The sequence below is a fragment of the Serratia sp. H402Y genome, assembly GCF_051172415.1.
Classification (GTDB): domain Bacteria; phylum Pseudomonadota; class Gammaproteobacteria; order Enterobacterales; family Enterobacteriaceae; genus Serratia; species Serratia ureilytica.
In genome coordinates this window covers 2,482,310-2,499,120 of the sequence record NZ_JBPIYZ010000001.1, presented here as the reverse complement: position 1 = coordinate 2,499,120, position 16,811 = coordinate 2,482,310, and the positions used below count along the sequence as shown (strand labels likewise).

The 16,811-nt window shown below is 62.1% G+C and carries 14 protein-coding genes and 1 tRNA gene; 10 read left to right on the top strand and 5 right to left on the bottom strand.

The window, feature by feature from the left end; all coding sequences use genetic code 11:
- Positions 1–12: 12 nt before the first annotated feature.
- From ACSBQS_RS12140 to ACSBQS_RS12125, 4 genes are all read left to right on the top strand, one after another.
- Positions 13–1,023 (top strand): FecCD family ABC transporter permease, encoded by a 1,011-nt coding sequence (locus tag ACSBQS_RS12140; protein ID WP_033643730.1) that lies wholly within the window; start codon positions 13–15, stop codon positions 1,021–1,023.
- Positions 1,010–1,777: an ABC transporter ATP-binding protein gene (locus ACSBQS_RS12135; protein WP_342163529.1), complete on the top strand. Its 768-nt coding sequence runs from the start codon at positions 1,010–1,012 to the stop codon at positions 1,775–1,777. Before ACSBQS_RS12140 ends, ACSBQS_RS12135 begins: the two co-directional genes overlap by 14 nt.
- A 102-nt stretch (positions 1,778–1,879) precedes the next feature.
- On the top strand, positions 1,880–2,755 hold the full coding sequence (gene hchA / locus ACSBQS_RS12130) for a glyoxalase III HchA (RefSeq protein ID WP_033643728.1): 876 nt from the start codon (positions 1,880–1,882) through the stop codon (positions 2,753–2,755).
- Positions 2,752–3,480 (top strand): PA1136 family autoinducer-binding transcriptional regulator, encoded by a 729-nt coding sequence (locus ACSBQS_RS12125; protein ID WP_042784996.1) that lies wholly within the window; start codon positions 2,752–2,754, stop codon positions 3,478–3,480. The genes hchA and ACSBQS_RS12125 overlap by 4 nt, the downstream gene beginning before the upstream one ends.
- On the opposite strand, the gene ACSBQS_RS12120 is transcribed toward ACSBQS_RS12125, so the two are convergent.
- Positions 3,477–4,367 (bottom strand): LysR substrate-binding domain-containing protein, encoded by an 891-nt coding sequence (locus ACSBQS_RS12120; RefSeq protein ID WP_342163526.1) that lies wholly within the window; start codon positions 4,365–4,367, stop codon positions 3,477–3,479. The two genes, ACSBQS_RS12125 and ACSBQS_RS12120, sit on opposite strands and share 4 nt — an antisense overlap.
- Before the next feature lie 129 nt (positions 4,368–4,496).
- On the opposite strand from ACSBQS_RS12120, the gene ACSBQS_RS12115 reads away from it, so the two are divergent.
- Positions 4,497–5,069: a hypothetical protein gene (locus ACSBQS_RS12115; RefSeq protein ID WP_206358364.1), complete on the top strand. Its 573-nt coding sequence runs from the start codon at positions 4,497–4,499 to the stop codon at positions 5,067–5,069.
- Positions 5,070–5,118: 49 nt separating this feature from the next.
- Here the strand turns inward: ACSBQS_RS12115 and ACSBQS_RS12110 are convergent, their stop codons facing one another.
- A complete protein-coding gene (locus ACSBQS_RS12110; RefSeq protein WP_197665995.1) occupies positions 5,119–6,825 on the bottom strand; it encodes a hemolysin in 1,707 nt (568 codons plus the stop codon).
- An 810-nt stretch (positions 6,826–7,635) separates the two neighbouring features.
- On the opposite strand from ACSBQS_RS12110, the gene ACSBQS_RS12105 reads away from it, so the two are divergent.
- On the top strand, positions 7,636–8,436 hold the full coding sequence (locus tag ACSBQS_RS12105) for a hypothetical protein (protein ID WP_047025371.1): 801 nt from the start codon (positions 7,636–7,638) through the stop codon (positions 8,434–8,436).
- A gap of 203 nt (positions 8,437–8,639) precedes the next feature.
- Here the strand turns inward: ACSBQS_RS12105 and ACSBQS_RS12100 are convergent.
- The 3 genes from ACSBQS_RS12100 to dpiA all read right to left on the bottom strand — a co-directional run bounded on the left by ACSBQS_RS12100 (position 8,640) and on the right by dpiA (position 12,708).
- Positions 8,640–8,715, bottom strand: a tRNA-Asn gene (locus ACSBQS_RS12100).
- A 114-nt stretch (positions 8,716–8,829) separates the two neighbouring features.
- Positions 8,830–11,919 (bottom strand): beta-galactosidase, encoded by a 3,090-nt coding sequence (locus ACSBQS_RS12095; RefSeq protein WP_342163521.1) that lies wholly within the window; start codon positions 11,917–11,919, stop codon positions 8,830–8,832.
- A 102-nt stretch (positions 11,920–12,021) separates the two neighbouring features.
- Positions 12,022–12,708: a two-component response regulator DpiA gene (dpiA, locus tag ACSBQS_RS12090; protein WP_033654924.1), complete on the bottom strand. Its 687-nt coding sequence runs from the start codon at positions 12,706–12,708 to the stop codon at positions 12,022–12,024.
- A 314-nt stretch (positions 12,709–13,022) separates the two neighbouring features.
- On the opposite strand from dpiA, the gene citC reads away from it, so the two are divergent.
- From citC to citF, 4 genes are read left to right on the top strand one after another with little or no spacing between them, the layout of a single operon-like run.
- Positions 13,023–14,093 (top strand): [citrate (pro-3S)-lyase] ligase, encoded by a 1,071-nt coding sequence (gene citC, locus ACSBQS_RS12085; protein ID WP_028127715.1) that lies wholly within the window; start codon positions 13,023–13,025, stop codon positions 14,091–14,093.
- Complete coding sequence (gene citD, locus ACSBQS_RS12080) at positions 14,093–14,401, top strand: citrate lyase acyl carrier protein (protein ID WP_046687418.1); 309 nt, start codon at positions 14,093–14,095, stop codon at positions 14,399–14,401. Before citC ends, citD begins: the two co-directional genes overlap by 1 nt.
- The gene (citE, locus tag ACSBQS_RS12075) at positions 14,385–15,305 is read left to right on the top strand and encodes a citrate (pro-3S)-lyase subunit beta (protein WP_016927085.1); all 921 of its coding nucleotides are present in this window, start codon (positions 14,385–14,387) and stop codon (positions 15,303–15,305) included. The genes citD and citE overlap by 17 nt, the downstream gene beginning before the upstream one ends.
- Complete coding sequence (gene citF, locus ACSBQS_RS12070; RefSeq protein ID WP_028130661.1) at positions 15,305–16,810, top strand: citrate lyase subunit alpha; 1,506 nt, start codon at positions 15,305–15,307, stop codon at positions 16,808–16,810. Before citE ends, citF begins: the two co-directional genes overlap by 1 nt.
- The last annotated feature ends 1 nt before the right edge of the window (position 16,811 follow it).

Below are 16,811 nucleotides of genomic sequence, written 5' to 3'. Positions count from 1 at the left end.
AGGAGCTTGGGGATGCCGGGCAGAGGAAAATATGCGGCGATCATGGCGGGATTGTTCATTTCGCTGTGTGCAGTCGCCTTCGCATCGCTGTTTGCCGGCCGCTACGCTTTGTCGGCCCATGATGTAGCGCAGATTTTATGGCAGGGGAACATGCCGGGGGAAAACCAGGCCCGCTATTCGGTGATTTTTAACCTGCGCGCGCCGCGGGTAGTGGCGGTGATGCTGGTGGGCGGCGGGTTGGCGGTCGCCGGCGCGACCTTTCAGGCGGTGCTGAAAAACGCATTGGCCAGCCCGGACGTGCTGGGTACGTCTTCCGCCTCCGCCTTTGGCGCTGCGCTGGGCATTCTATTGAGTTTGCCTTTTGCCCTGAGTTCGCTGCTGTCGTTTCTTTTCGGCGTGGTGAGCCTGTTGCTGGTGCTCGGCATCTGCCGCCTCAAACGCCGGCAGGATGCGCTCACCACACTTTTGTCCGGCATGATTATCGCGTCGCTGTTTATCGCGTTTGTCTCGGTCATAAAATATGTCGCCGATCCGCAGGATACCTTGCCGGCGATCGTCTTCTGGCTGATGGGCAGCTTCGCTTCAGTAGCGAAAGCGCAAGTTTATTGGCTGATCCCGCTGTTTGCGGCGTGTTACCTGACTATCTACCGGCTCAGGTGGAATATGAACATTCTCTCTCTTGGGGACGACGAGGCGCGTATCGCCGGTCTGAATCCGCCCCGGCTGAAGATCCTGTTGCTGATCGCCGCCTCTCTGCTGGTTTCCGCTTCGGTGAGCTTGGCCGGCGTGGTGGGGTGGGTCGGCTTGGTGATCCCGCATTTGGTGCGAAGCGTATTGGGGTATAACCACGGTCGCCTGATCCCGGCTTCGGCGCTGAGCGGGGCGCTGTTTTTGCTGGTGATCGACAATATCGCCAGAGGCGCCACCTACGCTGAAATCCCGATCGGCATCCTGACCGCGCTGATCGGCGCGCCGCTTTTCGCCCTCCTTTTTATTATGAGCAGCAAACATGATCACCGTTAGCCAGTTGACCCTGGGGTTCAAAGGGTGCGAGCCCATTCTCGACAACGTCAGTTTTCATCTGAAACGCGGTGAGATCCTCAGCGTGCTCGGGCCGAACGGCGCCGGTAAAACCACGCTGCTGAGACATATCGCGGGCCTGTGCCGGCCCCTGTCAGGCGTGTGCCAGATCGGCCGCATCGACAATCGGCCCGCCCGACTGGCCTATGTGCCGCAGGCGAAAACGCCGCATTTCGCGTATGGCGTGCTCGATTTTGTCACTTTCGGCTGCGCTCGCCAGGCGGGGTGGTTCGCCGGGCCGCGGCGGCAAGATTTCGCCAAGGCGCAGGCGGTGTTGCACGCGCTGGAGATCGCGTCGCTGGCGCAGAAAAACATCAATCAGATCAGCGGCGGGGAACTGCAGATGTGTTATTTCGCCAAGGCGCTGGCGGCGGATCCCGACGTCATGATCCTCGACGAACCGGAGTCGAACCTGGATTTTTACAATCAGGCTAAAATGATCGAGATGCTCTGGCGCCTCGCCAAAGAGCGGCAGATGACGATCGTGCTGAATACGCATTTTCTGCATTACGCCGATCGCATCTCCGACAAGTGCCTGCTGATGAATAAGCGACAGTGCGTGTTTGGCGATAAAAACGCCTTGCTGCAAGAGGATATCCTGGAGCGCTACTTCCAGGTGCCGGTGAGAAAGTGCCGGTACGAATATGCCGGCGTCAGCGAAGAAACGTTCATTGTCGCGCTACGGCACCCCGCTTGAGCGCCGCCAGTGCGAGGGTGATTGAGGGATATCCCGCATTGCGGCCCCGCCGGCGGTTATTTAAGCTGAAAGAGAAATGCAACGGTGAATATGGAGATAATCATGACTGATTCAGTATCCAACGATCGTAATCCCACCCCGGATGTGGCGGAAGATAACGCGTTCTTCCCATCACCTTACTCCCTCAGCCAGTACACCTCGTCCAAAACCGACTTCACGGGCGCCAGCTACCCGAACGCCTATCGCGGCGGCAAGTGGAAGGTGCTGATGATCGCCTCGCAGGAGCGCTACCTGCTGATGCAAAACGGCAAGTTCTTCTCCACCGGCAACCATCCGGTCGAGATGCTGCTGCCGATGTATCACCTGGATCTGGCCGGTTTCGAGATCGACATCGCCACGCCGTCCGGCGATCCGGTGAAGCTGGAGATGTGGGCGTTCCCGCATGAAGACCCAGCGGTCAAGGCCACCTATGAGAAGTACCGCAGCCAACTCAAGCAGCCGAAAAAGCTGACGGAAGTCGTGAAGGATCTGGATGGCGGCAACTACCTTGGCGTTTTCATTCCCGGCGGCCACGGCGTGCTCAATGATATCCCGTTCAGTGAAGAGGTGAAAAAGACGCTGCACTGGGCCCATGACAACGATCGCTACGTGATCTCGCTGTGCCACGGGCCCGCCGGTTTACTGGCGGCGGGCATTGGCGAGAGCAAAGACGATTTCCTCTATCGCGGCTATGAGATGTGCGTGTTCCCGGATGCTCTCGATACCGGCGCCAACATCGACATCGGCTATATCCCCGGCCCGATGCCCTGGCTGGTGGGCGAACGCCTGCGTGAGCTGGGCGTGAAGATCGTCAATGCCGACATCACCGGCAAGGTGCATAAAGATCGGCGCCTGCTGACCGGCGACAGCCCGCTGGCTTCCAACAACCTCGGCAAACTGGCGGCGGAGACGCTGCTGGCCGACGTCGCCGCGCGATGAGCGACGAGATCGCGCAGCGCGCTTTCCAGACGGCGTTGGCGATGGACCACGAGCGAACCCTGTCCGCCATTCAGGGGCGGGTTCGCGCCTTCGCCGCGCCGTTCGGCTTCGATCGCTTTGTGCTGTTTTCCGCTTCCGCCACGGCGGAGGCGGGGATCGAGCATATCTATTGGGTCGAAGGCGACTGGTTCGGCGAGGGGGAGGCGGTCGATGCGCTGACCTACGTGCGGCACTGCCCGGTGACTCGCCACATGCTGCGGGCCAGCGAGCCGTTCTTCTGGACCAAGACCCGGGCGCAGCAGGGAGAGCGCTACCGGATTGTGCGCACGCCGCGCGGCGCGGGCCTGCACGGCGTGCAAATCCCGGTGTTCGGCCCCGCCGGCCTGGAGGGCGCCGTCAGCCTGGGAGGCGAGCGCATCGACGCCTCGCCGCCGGTGCGGTTGGCGCTGTCGCTTGTGGGCACGGCGGCCTTTTTGGCGGCGCGGCGGTTGTTCGAACCGGCGGCCGGCAAAGAAGAAGGCCGGCTGTCGGCGCGCGAGCGTGAGGTGCTGAGCTGGACCGCCATCGGCCGACGACAGGCGGATATCGCCGCGATGCTCGGCCTGTCTGAACGCACGGTGGAAAACCACCTGCGCCGCATTCGCCGGCGCCTTGGCGCCGCCACCACCGCGCAGGCGATCAGCGTGGCGATCCGCCTGGGCGAAATTGCCCCCGAGAGCCGTTAGCCTGCCGCCATTTGCCGCAGCAGCCACTCGCGCAGCGCAATGATATCGGGGCGCTGCGCGGTCTCCTCGGTGGCCACCAGATAGTAGTTGGCGCCGGGTAACGCCATCTCGAACGGCGCGGCCAGCACGCCGCGCTGCAACAAATCGCGCGCCAGCAGCCGGCTGGCGATCACCACGCCCTGGCCGGCCACCGCCGCCTGCAGCGCATGGGTTTCGTCGCTGAAGGTCAGCCCGGCTTCCACGTTCAACCCTTCCGGCCCGTAGCGCCGCCGCCAATTCTCCCAGGTCGGCGAGTCGGCGGGCACCTGCCGATGCGCCACGTGAAACAGCGCCACCCGCTGCAAATCCTCGATGCGCGCCAGCGCCAGCGCCGGGCTGGCGACCACGATAAAGCGATCCTCATGCAGCAGGGTGCAGTGCAGATCGGTTTCCGGCGTTTCACGGTAGCGGATGGCGACGTCCACGGTGCGCTGGCTGAGATCCACCCGTTCGACGCTGGTGTGCAGGCGCAGATCGATGGCGGGAAACTCCGCCTTGAAATCCGCGAGGCGCGGCACCAGCCAGTGGGTGAGAAAATTGGAGGTGGTGGTGACGGTCAGCGCCGGCGGCTGCCGGGCGCGAGTGATTTGGGCGACGGACTGTTCCAGTGCGGCAAAGGCGCGCTGGGTGCCGGCATACAGGATCTCGCCGGTCTCGGTCAGGCTGACGCCCTGCGCGCTGCGCTCGCACACCCGGCATTCCAGCACCGATTCCAGCAGCTTGATCTGGTGGCTGACCGCCGTCGCGCTCACGCCCAGCGCCTCGGCGGCCAGTTTGAAGCTGCGGCAGCCGGCCACGGCGTGGAAAGCGCGCAGCGCGCCCAGCGGCGGCAAACGGGGTTTTCTCATGGCTGAGTTATTCTCATCTAAGGCTGAAAACTATGAGTTTGTCTGACCGATTATACAAGAGATAGGCTACTGACATGTGAACAGGGAAATGAATTTATTTCATCATTTCCACCCTATCGGGAGTGAGCGATGAGCCTTTCTATCAACAACGGCGCCCTGGGCGCCATGACACACACGGGAACGGCGGCGAGCGCCCTGGCGCTCAGCGTGCCGGTCGCGGCGGGCGCTTTGCTGCTGGAGGCGGAGAGCCTGCAGGGCATCGGCTCGACCCTGATGCTGCTGACGGCATTGGCGCTGGCGTTTCTCGGCGGCGCCGCACTGGCCCGCTGGCAGCCGCTGCGGAACCGGCCTGCGCTGGCGATTCTCCGCCACGGCTTTTTGCTGGCGGCGGCGGGATGGCTATTGACGCTGCTGATGCTGTTCGGCGGCCATGACTGGCCGGCTCTGCTGGCGGGCCTCGCCCTCGGCGGCCTGGGGCAGGGTGTTGCCTACCGCACGGCGGTGGAGGTGAAAGCGGCGTTCACCGTGGCGTGCAGGTTGACGACGGTGGTGACTATCGTGGCCGTAGTGATTGCCGCTTCGCTGGTGCAAGCCTACGCCGCGCCGGGCGTGAGGGGGAGCTGTTTCGCGCTGGCGTTGCTGGTCGACCTGGCGTTGCTGGGGGCGTTGCTGGCGCGGGTGGCGGAACGGGATGGGGCATGAGCCGTCGCGCCGCAGGTAAACAACCCGCCGGTAAACCGGCGGGCTTCGCTTAGGCGGCCGCCAGTTCTTGCGGCGTAACGGTTTGCAAACCGACAAGCTGAATGGCCGGCTGCTCCAGATTGATGCCAAAGTATCCTTGATCCCAATTGTAGATATTGACGACGTGCTGATTGAGCGCGCTTTCGCCCTGCATGAATATCGACAGATCCTGCGTATGGGTTTGCGCGTTGTAGTTCAGTGAGAAGCTGCTGTTTGATCCTTCGGCGCCGAAGGCCAGCAGGTGGTTGTCGATAGACAGGGAGGAGGCCTGTAAAAAGCCCAGCTCGAAGCTGTCGTCGATGTAGATATTGTGGGTCTGCTTCACGGGAATATTCAGCAGGCTGTTGGGGAAAGGCACATCGTTGGACAACATGCTCAGGTTCACGCCGAGATAATCCTGCGGCGCGCTCCCTCCCGGCGCAGTGGTATAACCGTGCTCGAAACGAATCTCGCTGGAGCCTTTGCCCAGGCTGACCTCCAGGCCGTTGGCCGGCGTCAGCACCCGATCGTTAAAGGTGACGTTGTCCTTAAAGTCGGTCAGTTTCACCGCTTCGATGTTGTACAGCCCGTCCTTAAAGCCATACAGCCCGATGCCGTTTTTCTCGATCACCCCGCGTCCGCCGTAGCTGCCCTGAGCGTCAAACTTCAGGTTTACCCCGTGCGACAGGCTGGAATAATCGACCGTATCGTGGCCGCTGCCGCCGTCGATCACCGTCCAGCCGTAGTTGCCGGCGTTGTTTTGCCAGCCGCGCGGCACGCTGATGGTGTCGTCGCCGCTGCCGGTGTTAACGGCGATATTGCCGAACGCCAGCGTGAAATCGTCGTCATGCAGCGTACCGACGCGGTACAGATTCGGCGTGGACAGCACGTCGGCAATGTCGTTGAAAATCGCCGAGCCGATATCCAGCTTGCCGGGAATGAGGCTGCCGCCGCCGGTCACGCTGCTGCCGTAGGATTCGGTGTAGAAATCACGCGCCGCTTCGGCGGCGAGGCGGATGGTCTCGTGGCCAATGCCCAGGGTGGTCAAATAGGTGGGCACTTCGCCCGCCAGCAGCGTTTCAACCACGTAACTGAGGTTTTTCATTTGCATGGAGACCTGCGCCGCGGCAATCAGATCGTAAGTCCCGCCTTCCACCTTAAAGGCCGAGGTGTCGTTGGTCGCCACCCATTCGGTAAAGAACGAGGTATCGCCTAAATAAGAGAACAGCGTGGTGCCGGCCCAGGGGGAATAGTTGGGGGCGCCGGTCGAGGAGGCATCGGTGAACACTTCGGACGCCGCCGCGCCGGCGTCGATCAGGCCGACCTCGTGAATGTCCGGCACTTTGGCGCTGGTGGGCGGGGCATCCGGCAGCGGCGCGTTGGGATCGCTGCTCAGATCGACGCCAAACAGCGTTTTGGCGAAGTTTTTGGCGATGTTGTCGGAGGCATTCTGAATGCGCGCCTCCCAGTCATCGGGCACATGCCCGGTGCGCAGCTCATACTGCAGCTTGGTTTGGTCGCGAATGTAATGGGCAAACGCCCCCTGATTCGAGTTCACGCCATAGGCGCCTTTGATCCAGGTATACACCGCGATATCCACGCCCTCAATGGGTTGGTTGGCATGGTTGGGATCGGTGAGCGCATCGACGGAGGCGGCATATACCGCTGGCCAGTCGTCGGCTTTGGCGGCCTCCCAAATCGCTTGCAGTTTTTCTCGGTCGGTAATGACGTAAGCCATATAAACACTCCTTGTTGCTGAGAGATTGCTGTGAAATTCAACATGATGAATGGAAGCGCGCGATGGAATAAACCGAAACCCGAACAGCCAGAAACGCGCATGCCGCGATCTGCAGCGAACGATGGGCGGCAGGCGCCCATAGCGAAAGGATAGACGCAACTTGCTGAGCGAGAGAGATTGGCTTATCGATTGTTTTTTCAGGATTATTGCTGTAAATCGGCGGGTAAATCCGCGTATTGGCGTCAGGAAGGCATTTCCGTCAGCTCGGTTAGGAATCTTCTTAGATAAAAGAGTGGGTTTCGCTGGTGGGGGATTGGCTAAACGTTGGCGGCATTGCGGTGATGGATGCAGGGAGGGGATTGCCCAGGGGCGAAACGGGTAGGAAAGGTTGACTGAGTAATCTGACGGTTGGCTTTGAGCCAGAAGCGGAAGTCTGGTCTATTAGAAAATGCTTATGTAAGTGTGAGCCTAAATCGTGGTCGCAGTTTATTGAGAGAAGCGGGTCTCAATGTGCGCTAACCCATATTTTCTCCTCTCTATTAGGTGATTGTCAGAAAAAACTTATGCCTTCCGTTTGATGGGCATATGTCTGATGAGCTTATCCACCAAATTGGGCACAAGACTAAATAGGTAAACCCTCAATCAGAGGTTGCCCACGCGGCAAAATCAATAGCGCCAGACTATCCGGGACAATTTATCGCTTCGAGAAAACCCCCTGAGAAAATGACTATTCCTTCAGAAATATCTAGTCTGAATATACAGAACTCGATAGGCTGTAATGCTTTGTCTTTTTTGTGAACAGGAAAAAGTATGCTTAGTACATTACCCGATTTACATAGAAGTTTTGCAGAGCAACTCAAGCTTAAATTTCAGGCTGACTCGCGGATTCACTCCCTTCTCGCTGGCGGCTCGATTATCCATGGCGGATTTGATAAATACTCCGATTTGGATTTTGTCGTTGTGGTAGAACCTCTCTATTATGACGAAATCATGGCACAGCGCATGGTGTTCGCCGGATCACTGGGCCATCTGCTGCATGCTTTCACAGGCGAACATGTTGGAGAGCCTCGCCTGCTTATATGCCTGTATGGACCTGAACTCCTCCATGTCGACCTGAAATTTGTCACAATGGAAATGCTCACTCAACGTGTTGAAGAGCCAGCAGTGTTATTTACCCGTGATAACACTGCTCTGGAGAGACAACTGGCAAAATTTAGCGCTCACTGGCCTAACATGACGCCGGAGTGGTTTGAGTCCCGAGCCTGGATCTGGCTTCATTATGCGGGGGCTAAACTGGGAAGGGGGGAACTCTTTGAAGCGATTGGCATGCTGTCATTTTTCCGGGAGCAAGTGCTGGGACCTATGCTGAGCCGTCGTGCAAATCTACCTCAACGTGGGGTTCGGCGCATTGAATTCCACGGCATTGATCCTGATGGCCTGCTGACATCCACGCTGGCAACGCACGACCATGACTCTGTCAGCATTGCCATCAGAATGGCCGTTGACGCCTATATCAATCTGCGAGCTGATGCTCTGCCTGAAAATATTGCAGACGATGCGGCACGGTGGGCGCTCCTTGCCATGCTGGAAGAGTATTCTGACAGAGGTTAAATCCAGACTTCCGGTCACTTACGCGGCTGGGGTATAAGTATCACGGAAGATGCAATATCCAAATCCCGAGATGGACATCTCAACCCGAAAGGTTCCCGGAGGGCAAGACCCATCCTGATTCAAGCGCAACGTCCGCCCCTCGCTCATAACCGCCCAACAGCAAAAAGCCCGCTCAGGTTTCCCTGAGCGGGCTTCTCTAAATATGGCTCCTCTGACTGGACTCGAACCAGTGACATACGGATTAACAGTCCGCCGTTCTACCGACTGAACTACAGAGGAATCGTGTGAACGGGGCGAATAATAGCGAGGCGCCGTCGGCATGTCAAAGGTGGATTACACATTCTGTGACTGTTTGCTTACAGAATGCGCAACCCGTTGAGTTTTTTGGCAGATTTAGCCCTCGGGCGCTCGCTGCAGGCGTAGCTGATAGCGGTAAACGCCGGCGGTGAGCAGATAATCCCGGTGCACGCTCGGGCTCCAGGAGTCGTCGCCGCCCACCCCCATATGGAAACCGTCCAGGTGCAGCCAGGTGCCCGCTTCCGGCTGCAGCAGATGCTGGTGGCTGCAGGCCATCAGCTGTTGCAGGCCGTAGCGGCTGAGCGAGAAGTGGAAGCGGCCGTCGAAGCGCCAGCCGCCGTAGCGCAGGCTGCGGGTGTCACAGCGCAGGCCATTCTCGCCGGGGAAAATATACGGCGTGTGCAGATCCGCCAGCGGCAGGCGCCAGCGCCCGTGCTGCGCGGCCAGGCGGCGATCCGGGTAGTTCTCGTGCGGGCCCAGGCCCAGCCATTCCACCTGCGGCTGCACCGTCGCCAGTTGGCAGTTCAGGCCGATGCGCGCCGGCGGCGGCAGGGCGTCGGCCACCTCGACCTCCACGTTCACGCTCACCGCGCCCAGCGCGTCGAACAGCCACTGCTTGCGGCTAATCAGCAAAATTTGCCCGTCCACGCCGAACTGGTGCTCGCTCACCACCCGCACGTCGTTTTGCAGCGCATCGGCCTGCAACTGCGTGCAGCGCTCTTCCAGCCGGTACAGGCCCGCCAGCTTCCAGCGTTCGACCCAGGCGTTGGGATCGATATGGTCCGCTTCGCTGACGCCGATGTCGTTATCGATCGGCGCGCGCGCAAAACCGTCGCGCAGCGGCGTCAGCAGCTGCGGCTGCTCATTCTGCCACCACTGCGTCAGGTGGCCGCTGCTGCGCTCGAAGCGCCAACGCTGGTCGCCGTGGGTGAGGGTCAGCCCTTCATCATCTTCAATCAGCATTGGCGGCACGCCCTGCGCCGGCGGCGGCGCGGGATGCAGCGCGCGCGGCACCCGCCACTGATCCCAGGCACAGCGGTGGTGTGCTTCAGACCAGTCGGTGGCCTGCGGCTGCACCACCTCCACGTTCAGCCACAGCTCGCCGGGCTGATGCAGCATCGGCAGGCGGTCGAGCAGGGTGAAGCGAGTGCTGCCCTGCGGCGGCAGCGCCAGATCGAAGCTGCCGCTGGCGCGCTCCACGCCGTCCAGCTCCAGCCGCCAGTTGAGCTGTTCGTTGTCGGTGTGGCGGAACAGGTAATCGCTGGTGACGGTCAGCGTCAGCGAGGCGGCGTCGAAGGCGAAGCGGAACAGCTGCTGCGCCCGCTGCGCTTCGAACAGCGCCGGGTGCGGGGTGCGATCCGCGAACACCAGCCCGTTCAGGCAGAACTGGCGATCGTTGGGGGTGTCGCCGAAGTCGCCGCCGTAGGCCCAGAACTCTTCGCCGCGATCGTCGCGTTTGATCAGCGCCTGATCGACCCAGTCCCAGACAAAGCCGCCCTGCAGGCGCGGATGTGCGTGGAACGCGCGCCAGTAGCGCTCGAAACCGCCGAAACTGTTGCCCATCGCGTGGGCGTATTCGCACAGGATCAGCGGGCGCGGCTCCTCCGTCAGGCCGATCCACTTGCCGATCGCCCATTTGGGCACTGCCGGGAACGGCTGATCCTGATCCACTCGCGCATACATCGGGCAGATGATGTCGGTGGCGGCGGTGTCGGCGCCGCCGCCTTCATATTGCACCGGGCGGGTCGGATCCTGGCTTTTCACCCAGCGGTACAGCGCGTCGTGGTTCGCGCCGTGGCCGGACTCGTTGCCCAGCGACCAGATAATGATGCAAGGGTGGTTGCGATCGCGTTGCACCATGCGGGTGACGCGCTCGCTCATCGCCGGCAGCCACAGCGGATCGTCAGCCAGGCGGTTCATCGGCTGCATGCCGTGGGTCTCGATATTGGCTTCGTCCACCACGTACAGCCCGTAGCGGTCGCACAACCGGTACCACAGCGGGTGGTTGGGGTAATGCGAACAGCGCACCGCGTTGAAGTTGTGCTGCTTCATCAGCAGGATGTCGTGGCGCATCGTCGCCTCGTCCATCACCTGGCCGTGGCGCGGATGATGCTCGTGGCGGTTAACGCCGCGGATCAGCAGCGGCTGCCCGTTGAGCTTCAACAGCCCGCCGCTGATCTCTACCTGGCGGAAGCCGACGTCATAGGCCTCCACCTCGATAATCTCCCCTTCGGGCGAGAGCAGGGCGACGGTGGCGCGATACAGCGCGGGCGTTTCGGCGCTCCACAGCGCCGGGCGCTCCATCGGCAGCCGCAGCGTGACGCGATCGTCATAGGCGCCGCGCTCGTCCACGATCTCGCTGCCGAGCGGCTGGGTGCGTTCGGCCACCCGCGAGCCATCGCGCCACAGCTGAACCTGCACCTGCAGCGGGCCGGGCCGGCTGGCGCGCGCCGTTACCACCAGTTCGCCGCGGGTAAAGCTGTCATGCAGCGGCGTGGTGATGCGCACATCGCTCAGGTGCGCGGCGGGTTTGTGCAGCAGGCTGACGTCGCGGAAGATGCCGCTCATGCGCCACATGTCCTGATCTTCCAGATAGCTGCCGTCGCACCAGCGCAGCACCATCACCGCCAGCCGGTTTTCACCCGGCCGCAGCCACGGGCTGAGATCGAACTCCGCCGGCAGGCGGCTGTCCTGCGAATAGCCGACCCAGTGGCCGTTGCACCATAAATAGAACGCCGAGTTGACGCCGTCGAAGATGACGCGCGTCTGGCCGGCGGCCAGCCAGGCCGGATCGACGCTGAAGGCGCGCGAGTAGCAGCCGGTCGGGTTGTCTTCCGGCACGCGCGGCGGATCGACCGGGAACGGGTAGCGCACGTTGGTGTAGATCGGCGCGTCGTAGCCGGCAAGCTGCCAGTTGCCCGGCACCGCCAGCGGGGCGGCGTCCGGCAGATCCTGCTGCAGCCAGCTCTCCGGCGCGGCCTCTGGGCGCGGGAAATAGCTGAAGCGCCACTCGCCGTTCAGCGATCGGCGGCTGGCGCTGGGGGCGTCGTCGCGCGCGTCTTCCACCGTGCGCCAGCTGGCGAACGGCGGGTGGGCGTCCAGCCGGCGGTAGTGGGTGCAGGCGGGGTTTTGCCAGTCACGGCGGGCGAGGATCTCGGTCAGGGAAGCTAGGGGCGCAGCAGGCATCGGCGATCGTCCAGTCGGCTAGGTGATGCTCACCAAGATGCTGACCGGCGCATAAAAAGTAAAGCGGTTACACGCAACCTTGCAAGGGCGATCAAATAACCGTTAATGCGGCTCACCGGCGCGATAGATCCGCTGTGGGCGGCCTACCTTGCCGTAAATGATCTCGGCGCGCAGCTGCTGCGCGGCGGTGCAAAACTCCAGATAACGGCGCGCGGTGGTGCGGCTGAGCCCCATTTTTTGCGCAACGCTTTCAGCGGTGTGCCGCGCAGCGGGTTCGGCGAACAGCGCGCGGACCTTGCCCAGCGTCAGCTCGTCGATGCCGGCGGGCAGCGCCGCCTGCTGCTCGCCGCGGGCGTAGGTATTGAACATCTCGTCGATGCGGCGCTGGTTGAGGCGCGCTTTGTCCTTCAACGCTTCGCGGCGCTGGCTGAAGCGCAGCAGCGTCTGGCTCAGCCGGTCATAGGCCAGCGGTTTGATCAGGTAGTCGAACACGCCGTAGCGCAACGCCTCGGCCACGGTGGCCATGTCGCTGGCGGCGGTGATGAACACGATGCCGCCGCGATAACCGCTCAGCGTCAGTTCGCGCAGCAGGGTGATGCCCTGGCCGTCCGGCAGAAAGTTGTCCAGCAGGATCAGATCCGGCTTGAAGCGTTCGGTCATGGCGCGCGCCTGCGCCAGCGTGCCGGCCAGCCAAATCTGGCGGCAGCCGCCGTTCTGGCGGATAAACTCCGCGTGCATCTCCGCCAGCGGCGTTTCGTCTTCAACGATCAGGATGTTCAGCCATTCCATAGTGCGACCCGTAATTGCAATAAAAATGCTAAGTGAATGTAAGTGAATTGCGGCGCCAAATAAAGATTATCTCAATAATAAACACCATAAGATTAATTAAGCAAATAAAGAACATTAAATAACTTATTAACCGGGATCGGTTTGTGAAATAGGTCAATAATCCGCGTTTTTTTTCTGCTTACCATGGGTTTATCGAACGAGGGGGGGGATTTTATCTCCATGGTTTTTAAGGTTTTAATTGCCATTTTTGATGTTAATTAAAATGCCTTTTTGTATTTCATTTGTTGTTTGTCAGTTAACCCAGAGAGCGTGTTATGTTAGGCGATGCCGTATTTAATCGGGTAAAGCGATCGGATCATAAAGCGATTTCGGAAATAAGCGCCTTCTTGCGCAGTAACGATCTGAATATCGATACCACGGTTGAAATATTTATTACCGTTACCCAGCACGACAAATTGGTCGCCTGCGGCGGCATCGCCGACAATATTATCAAATGCGTCGCCATCAGCCCGCTGATGCGCGGCGAAGGGTTGGCGCTGGCGCTGGCGACCGAGCTGGTGAACCTGGCTTACGAGCGCCATCACACCCAGCTGTTTATCTACACCAAGGTGCAGAACGAGCCGCTGTTCCGCCAGTGCGGTTTCTACCCGATCGCCACCGTGCCGGGCATCGTGGTGCTGATGGAAAACAGCCCGTGCCGCCTGAAGCGCTACGCCGCCCAGCTGGCGAGCCAGCGCCGGCCGGGCGAGACCATCGGCAGTATCGTGATGAACGCCAACCCCTTCACCCGCGGGCATCAGTATCTGGTGCGTCAGGCGGCCAAACGCTGCGACTGGCTGCACCTGTTTCTGGTGAAGGAAAACACCTCGCGCTTCAGCTATGAAGATCGGCGCCGGCTGGTGCTGGCCGGCACCGCCGACATCCCCAACCTCACGGTACACGAAGGCTCGCAGTACGTGATCTCGCGCGCCACCTTCCCCTGTTACTTCATCAAGGACCAGGGCGTGGCCGACGACTGTTACACCGAAATCGATCTGAAGATCTTCCGCCAGTATCTGGCGCCCGCGCTGGGCATCACCCACCGCTTCGTCGGCAACGAGCCGTTCTGCGCGGTGACCGCGAAGTACAACCGCGACATGCGCTACTGGCTGGAAACGCCGGCGCTGCCCAGCCCGCCGATCGCGCTGGTGGAAATCGAGCGTTTGCAATATCAGGGCACGGCGATCTCCGCCTCCTGGGTGCGCAAGCTGCTGGCGGCGGGGGACTTTCACGCCGCCGCGCCGCTGGTGCCGCCGGACACCCTGTACTACCTGCAGGATCTGCAAACGCAGCGCCGGGCCAAGGCGGCCCCGCATCCTTTTGAGTCCGCACAATCAGGTGAATGATGAAAATTATCCGAGAAGCAATGGCCGGCACGCTGGAATCCAGCGATGTCATGGTGCGCATCGCGCCCGCCGAGGGGCCGCAGCACGATCTGTTGATCGCCAGCAGCGTGGAAAAACAGTTCGGCGCGGCGATCCGCCGCACCCTGCTGGAGGTGCTGCAGCGTTATGAGGTGGAGCCGGTGCAGGTGATCGTCGACGACAAAGGAGCGCTGGACTGCGTGCTGCGCGCCCGGCTGGAAACCGCGCTGATGCGCGCCTGCGAGAGCGGCCAACTGCCGTGGGAGGCGAAAGATGAAAACGCTGAATAAAACCCGGCTGCGCCGCAGCATGCTGTTCGTTCCCGGCGCTAACGCGGCGATGGTCAGCAACGCCTTTATCTATCAGGCCGATGCGCTGATGTTCGATCTGGAAGACTCGGTGATCCTGCGTGAAAAAGACGCGGCGCGCCGGCTGGTGTACCACGCGCTGCAGCATCCGCTGTACCAGGAGGTGGAAACCATCGTGCGCGTCAATGCGCTCGATTCCGCCTACGGCCTGGCGGACTTGCAGGCGGTGGTGCGCGGCGGCGCGGACATCGTGCGCCTGCCGAAGACCGACAGCGCGCAGGACGTTGTCGACATGGAGCGCGAGATCGCCGCCATCGAGGCGGCCTGCGGCCGGCCGGTCGGCAGCACCGGGCTGCTGGCGGCGATCGAATCGGCGCAGGGCATCACCAACGCGGTGGCGATCGCGCACGCTTCGCCGCGTCTTATCGGCATCGCGCTGGGGGCGGAAGACTACGTGCGCAACCTGCGCACCGAACGCTCGCCGGAGGGCATCGAGCTGCTATTCGCCCGCTGCTCGCTGCTGCAGGCGGCGCGCGCCGCCGGCATTCAGGCGTTCGACACCGTCTACTCCGACGCCAACAACGAGGCCGGCTTCCTGCAGGAAGCGGCGCTGATCAAACAGCTCGGCTTCGACGGCAAATCGCTGATCAACCCGCGCCAGATTGAGCTGCTGCACAACCTGTACGCGCCGACCGCCAAAGAGGTGGCGCACGCGCAGCGGGTGGTGGACGCCGCCGAAGCGGCGGAGCGGGAAGGGCGCGGCGTGGTGTCGCTCAACGGAAAAATGGTCGACAGCCCGGTGATTGAACGCGCCCGGCTGGTGCTGGAGCGCGCCGCGCTGTCCGGCTTACGGGAAGAACCGGCGCAGCACGGGGAGGAAGCATGATGAACCGCCAACAACGATTGATGACCTTCGCCAACCCGGCGGATCTGCCGGGCTATCAGGACGTGTCCAAAGCCAATCTGCAGGCGCGTAAACCGCGCGATCTCAAGCTGTGCGACTCCTTGCAGGAAGCGGTGCGCCGCAGCGGGCTGCAGGACGGCATGACCATCTCCTTCCACCATGCGTTTCGCGGCGGCGATCTGGCGCTCAATCAGGTGATGGAGACGCTGGCGGCGATGGGGTTCCGCAACCTGACGCTGGCCTCCAGCTCGCTGACCGACTGCCATGCGCCGTTGGTTGAGCATATCCGCCACGGCGTGGTGAGCCGCATTTACACCTCCGGGCTGCGCGGCCCGCTGGCGGACGCCGTATCGCGCGGGCTGCTGGCGGAGCCGGTGCAAATTCACTCGCACGGCGGCCGGGTCAATCTGATCGAATCCGGCGAGCTGAAGATAGACGTGGCCTTCCTCGGCGTGCCGGCCTGCGATGAGTTCGGCAACGCCAACGGCTACAGCGGTGAAGCCTGCTGCGGCTCGCTCGGCTATGCGCGGGTGGACGCCGAGGCGGCGGGCACCGTGGTGTTGCTGACCGAGCAGCTGGTGCCGTATCCGCATCATCCCGCCAGCCTGGCGCAGGATCGGGTGGATCTGATCGTGCAGTTGGAGCGGGTGGGCGACGCCGACAAGATCGGCGCCGACGCCACGCGCATGACCTCGAACCCGCGCGAGCTGTTGATCGCCCGCCGCGCCGCCGAGGTGATCGCCGGTTCCGGCTACTTCACCGAAGGGTTCTCGCTGCAAACCGGCACCGGCGGCGCCTCGCTGGCGGTGACCCGTTTCCTGGAGGACAAGATGCGCGCCCGCGGCATTCGCGCCGCGTTCGCCCTCGGCGGCATCACCTCGACCATGGTGGATCTGCACGAGAAAGGGTTGATCGGCAAGCTGCTGGACGTGCAGAGCTTCGATCGGGCGGCGGCGACCTCGCTGGCGCGCAACCCGCGCCATATCGAAATCAGCGCCAATCAGTACGCCAACTTCAGCTCCAAGGGCGCGTCGGTCGATCGGCTCGACGTGGTGGTGCTGAGCGCGCTGGAAATCGACACCGGCTTCAACGTTAACGTGCTGACCGGCTCCGACGGCGTGCTGCGCGGCGCGTCCGGCGGCCACTGCGACACCGCCGCCGCAGCGCGGCTGGCGATCATCGTCGCGCCGTTGGTGCGCGGGCGCATCCCGACGCTGGTGGAGCAGGTGACCACCTGCGTCACGCCGGGCTCCAGCATCGACATTCTGGTGACCGACCACGGCATCGCCGTCAACCCGGCGCGGCCGGAGCTGGCGCAGCGCCTGCGGGAGGCCGGGCTTGAGGTGGTGAGCATCGACTGGCTGCGCGCCCGCGCGCTGCAGCTGACCGGCGAACCGCAGCCGATCGCGTTTACCGACAAGGTGGTGGCGGTGGTGCGCTACCGCGACGGCTCGGTGATCGACGTGGTGCATCAGGTGGCGGAGTAAA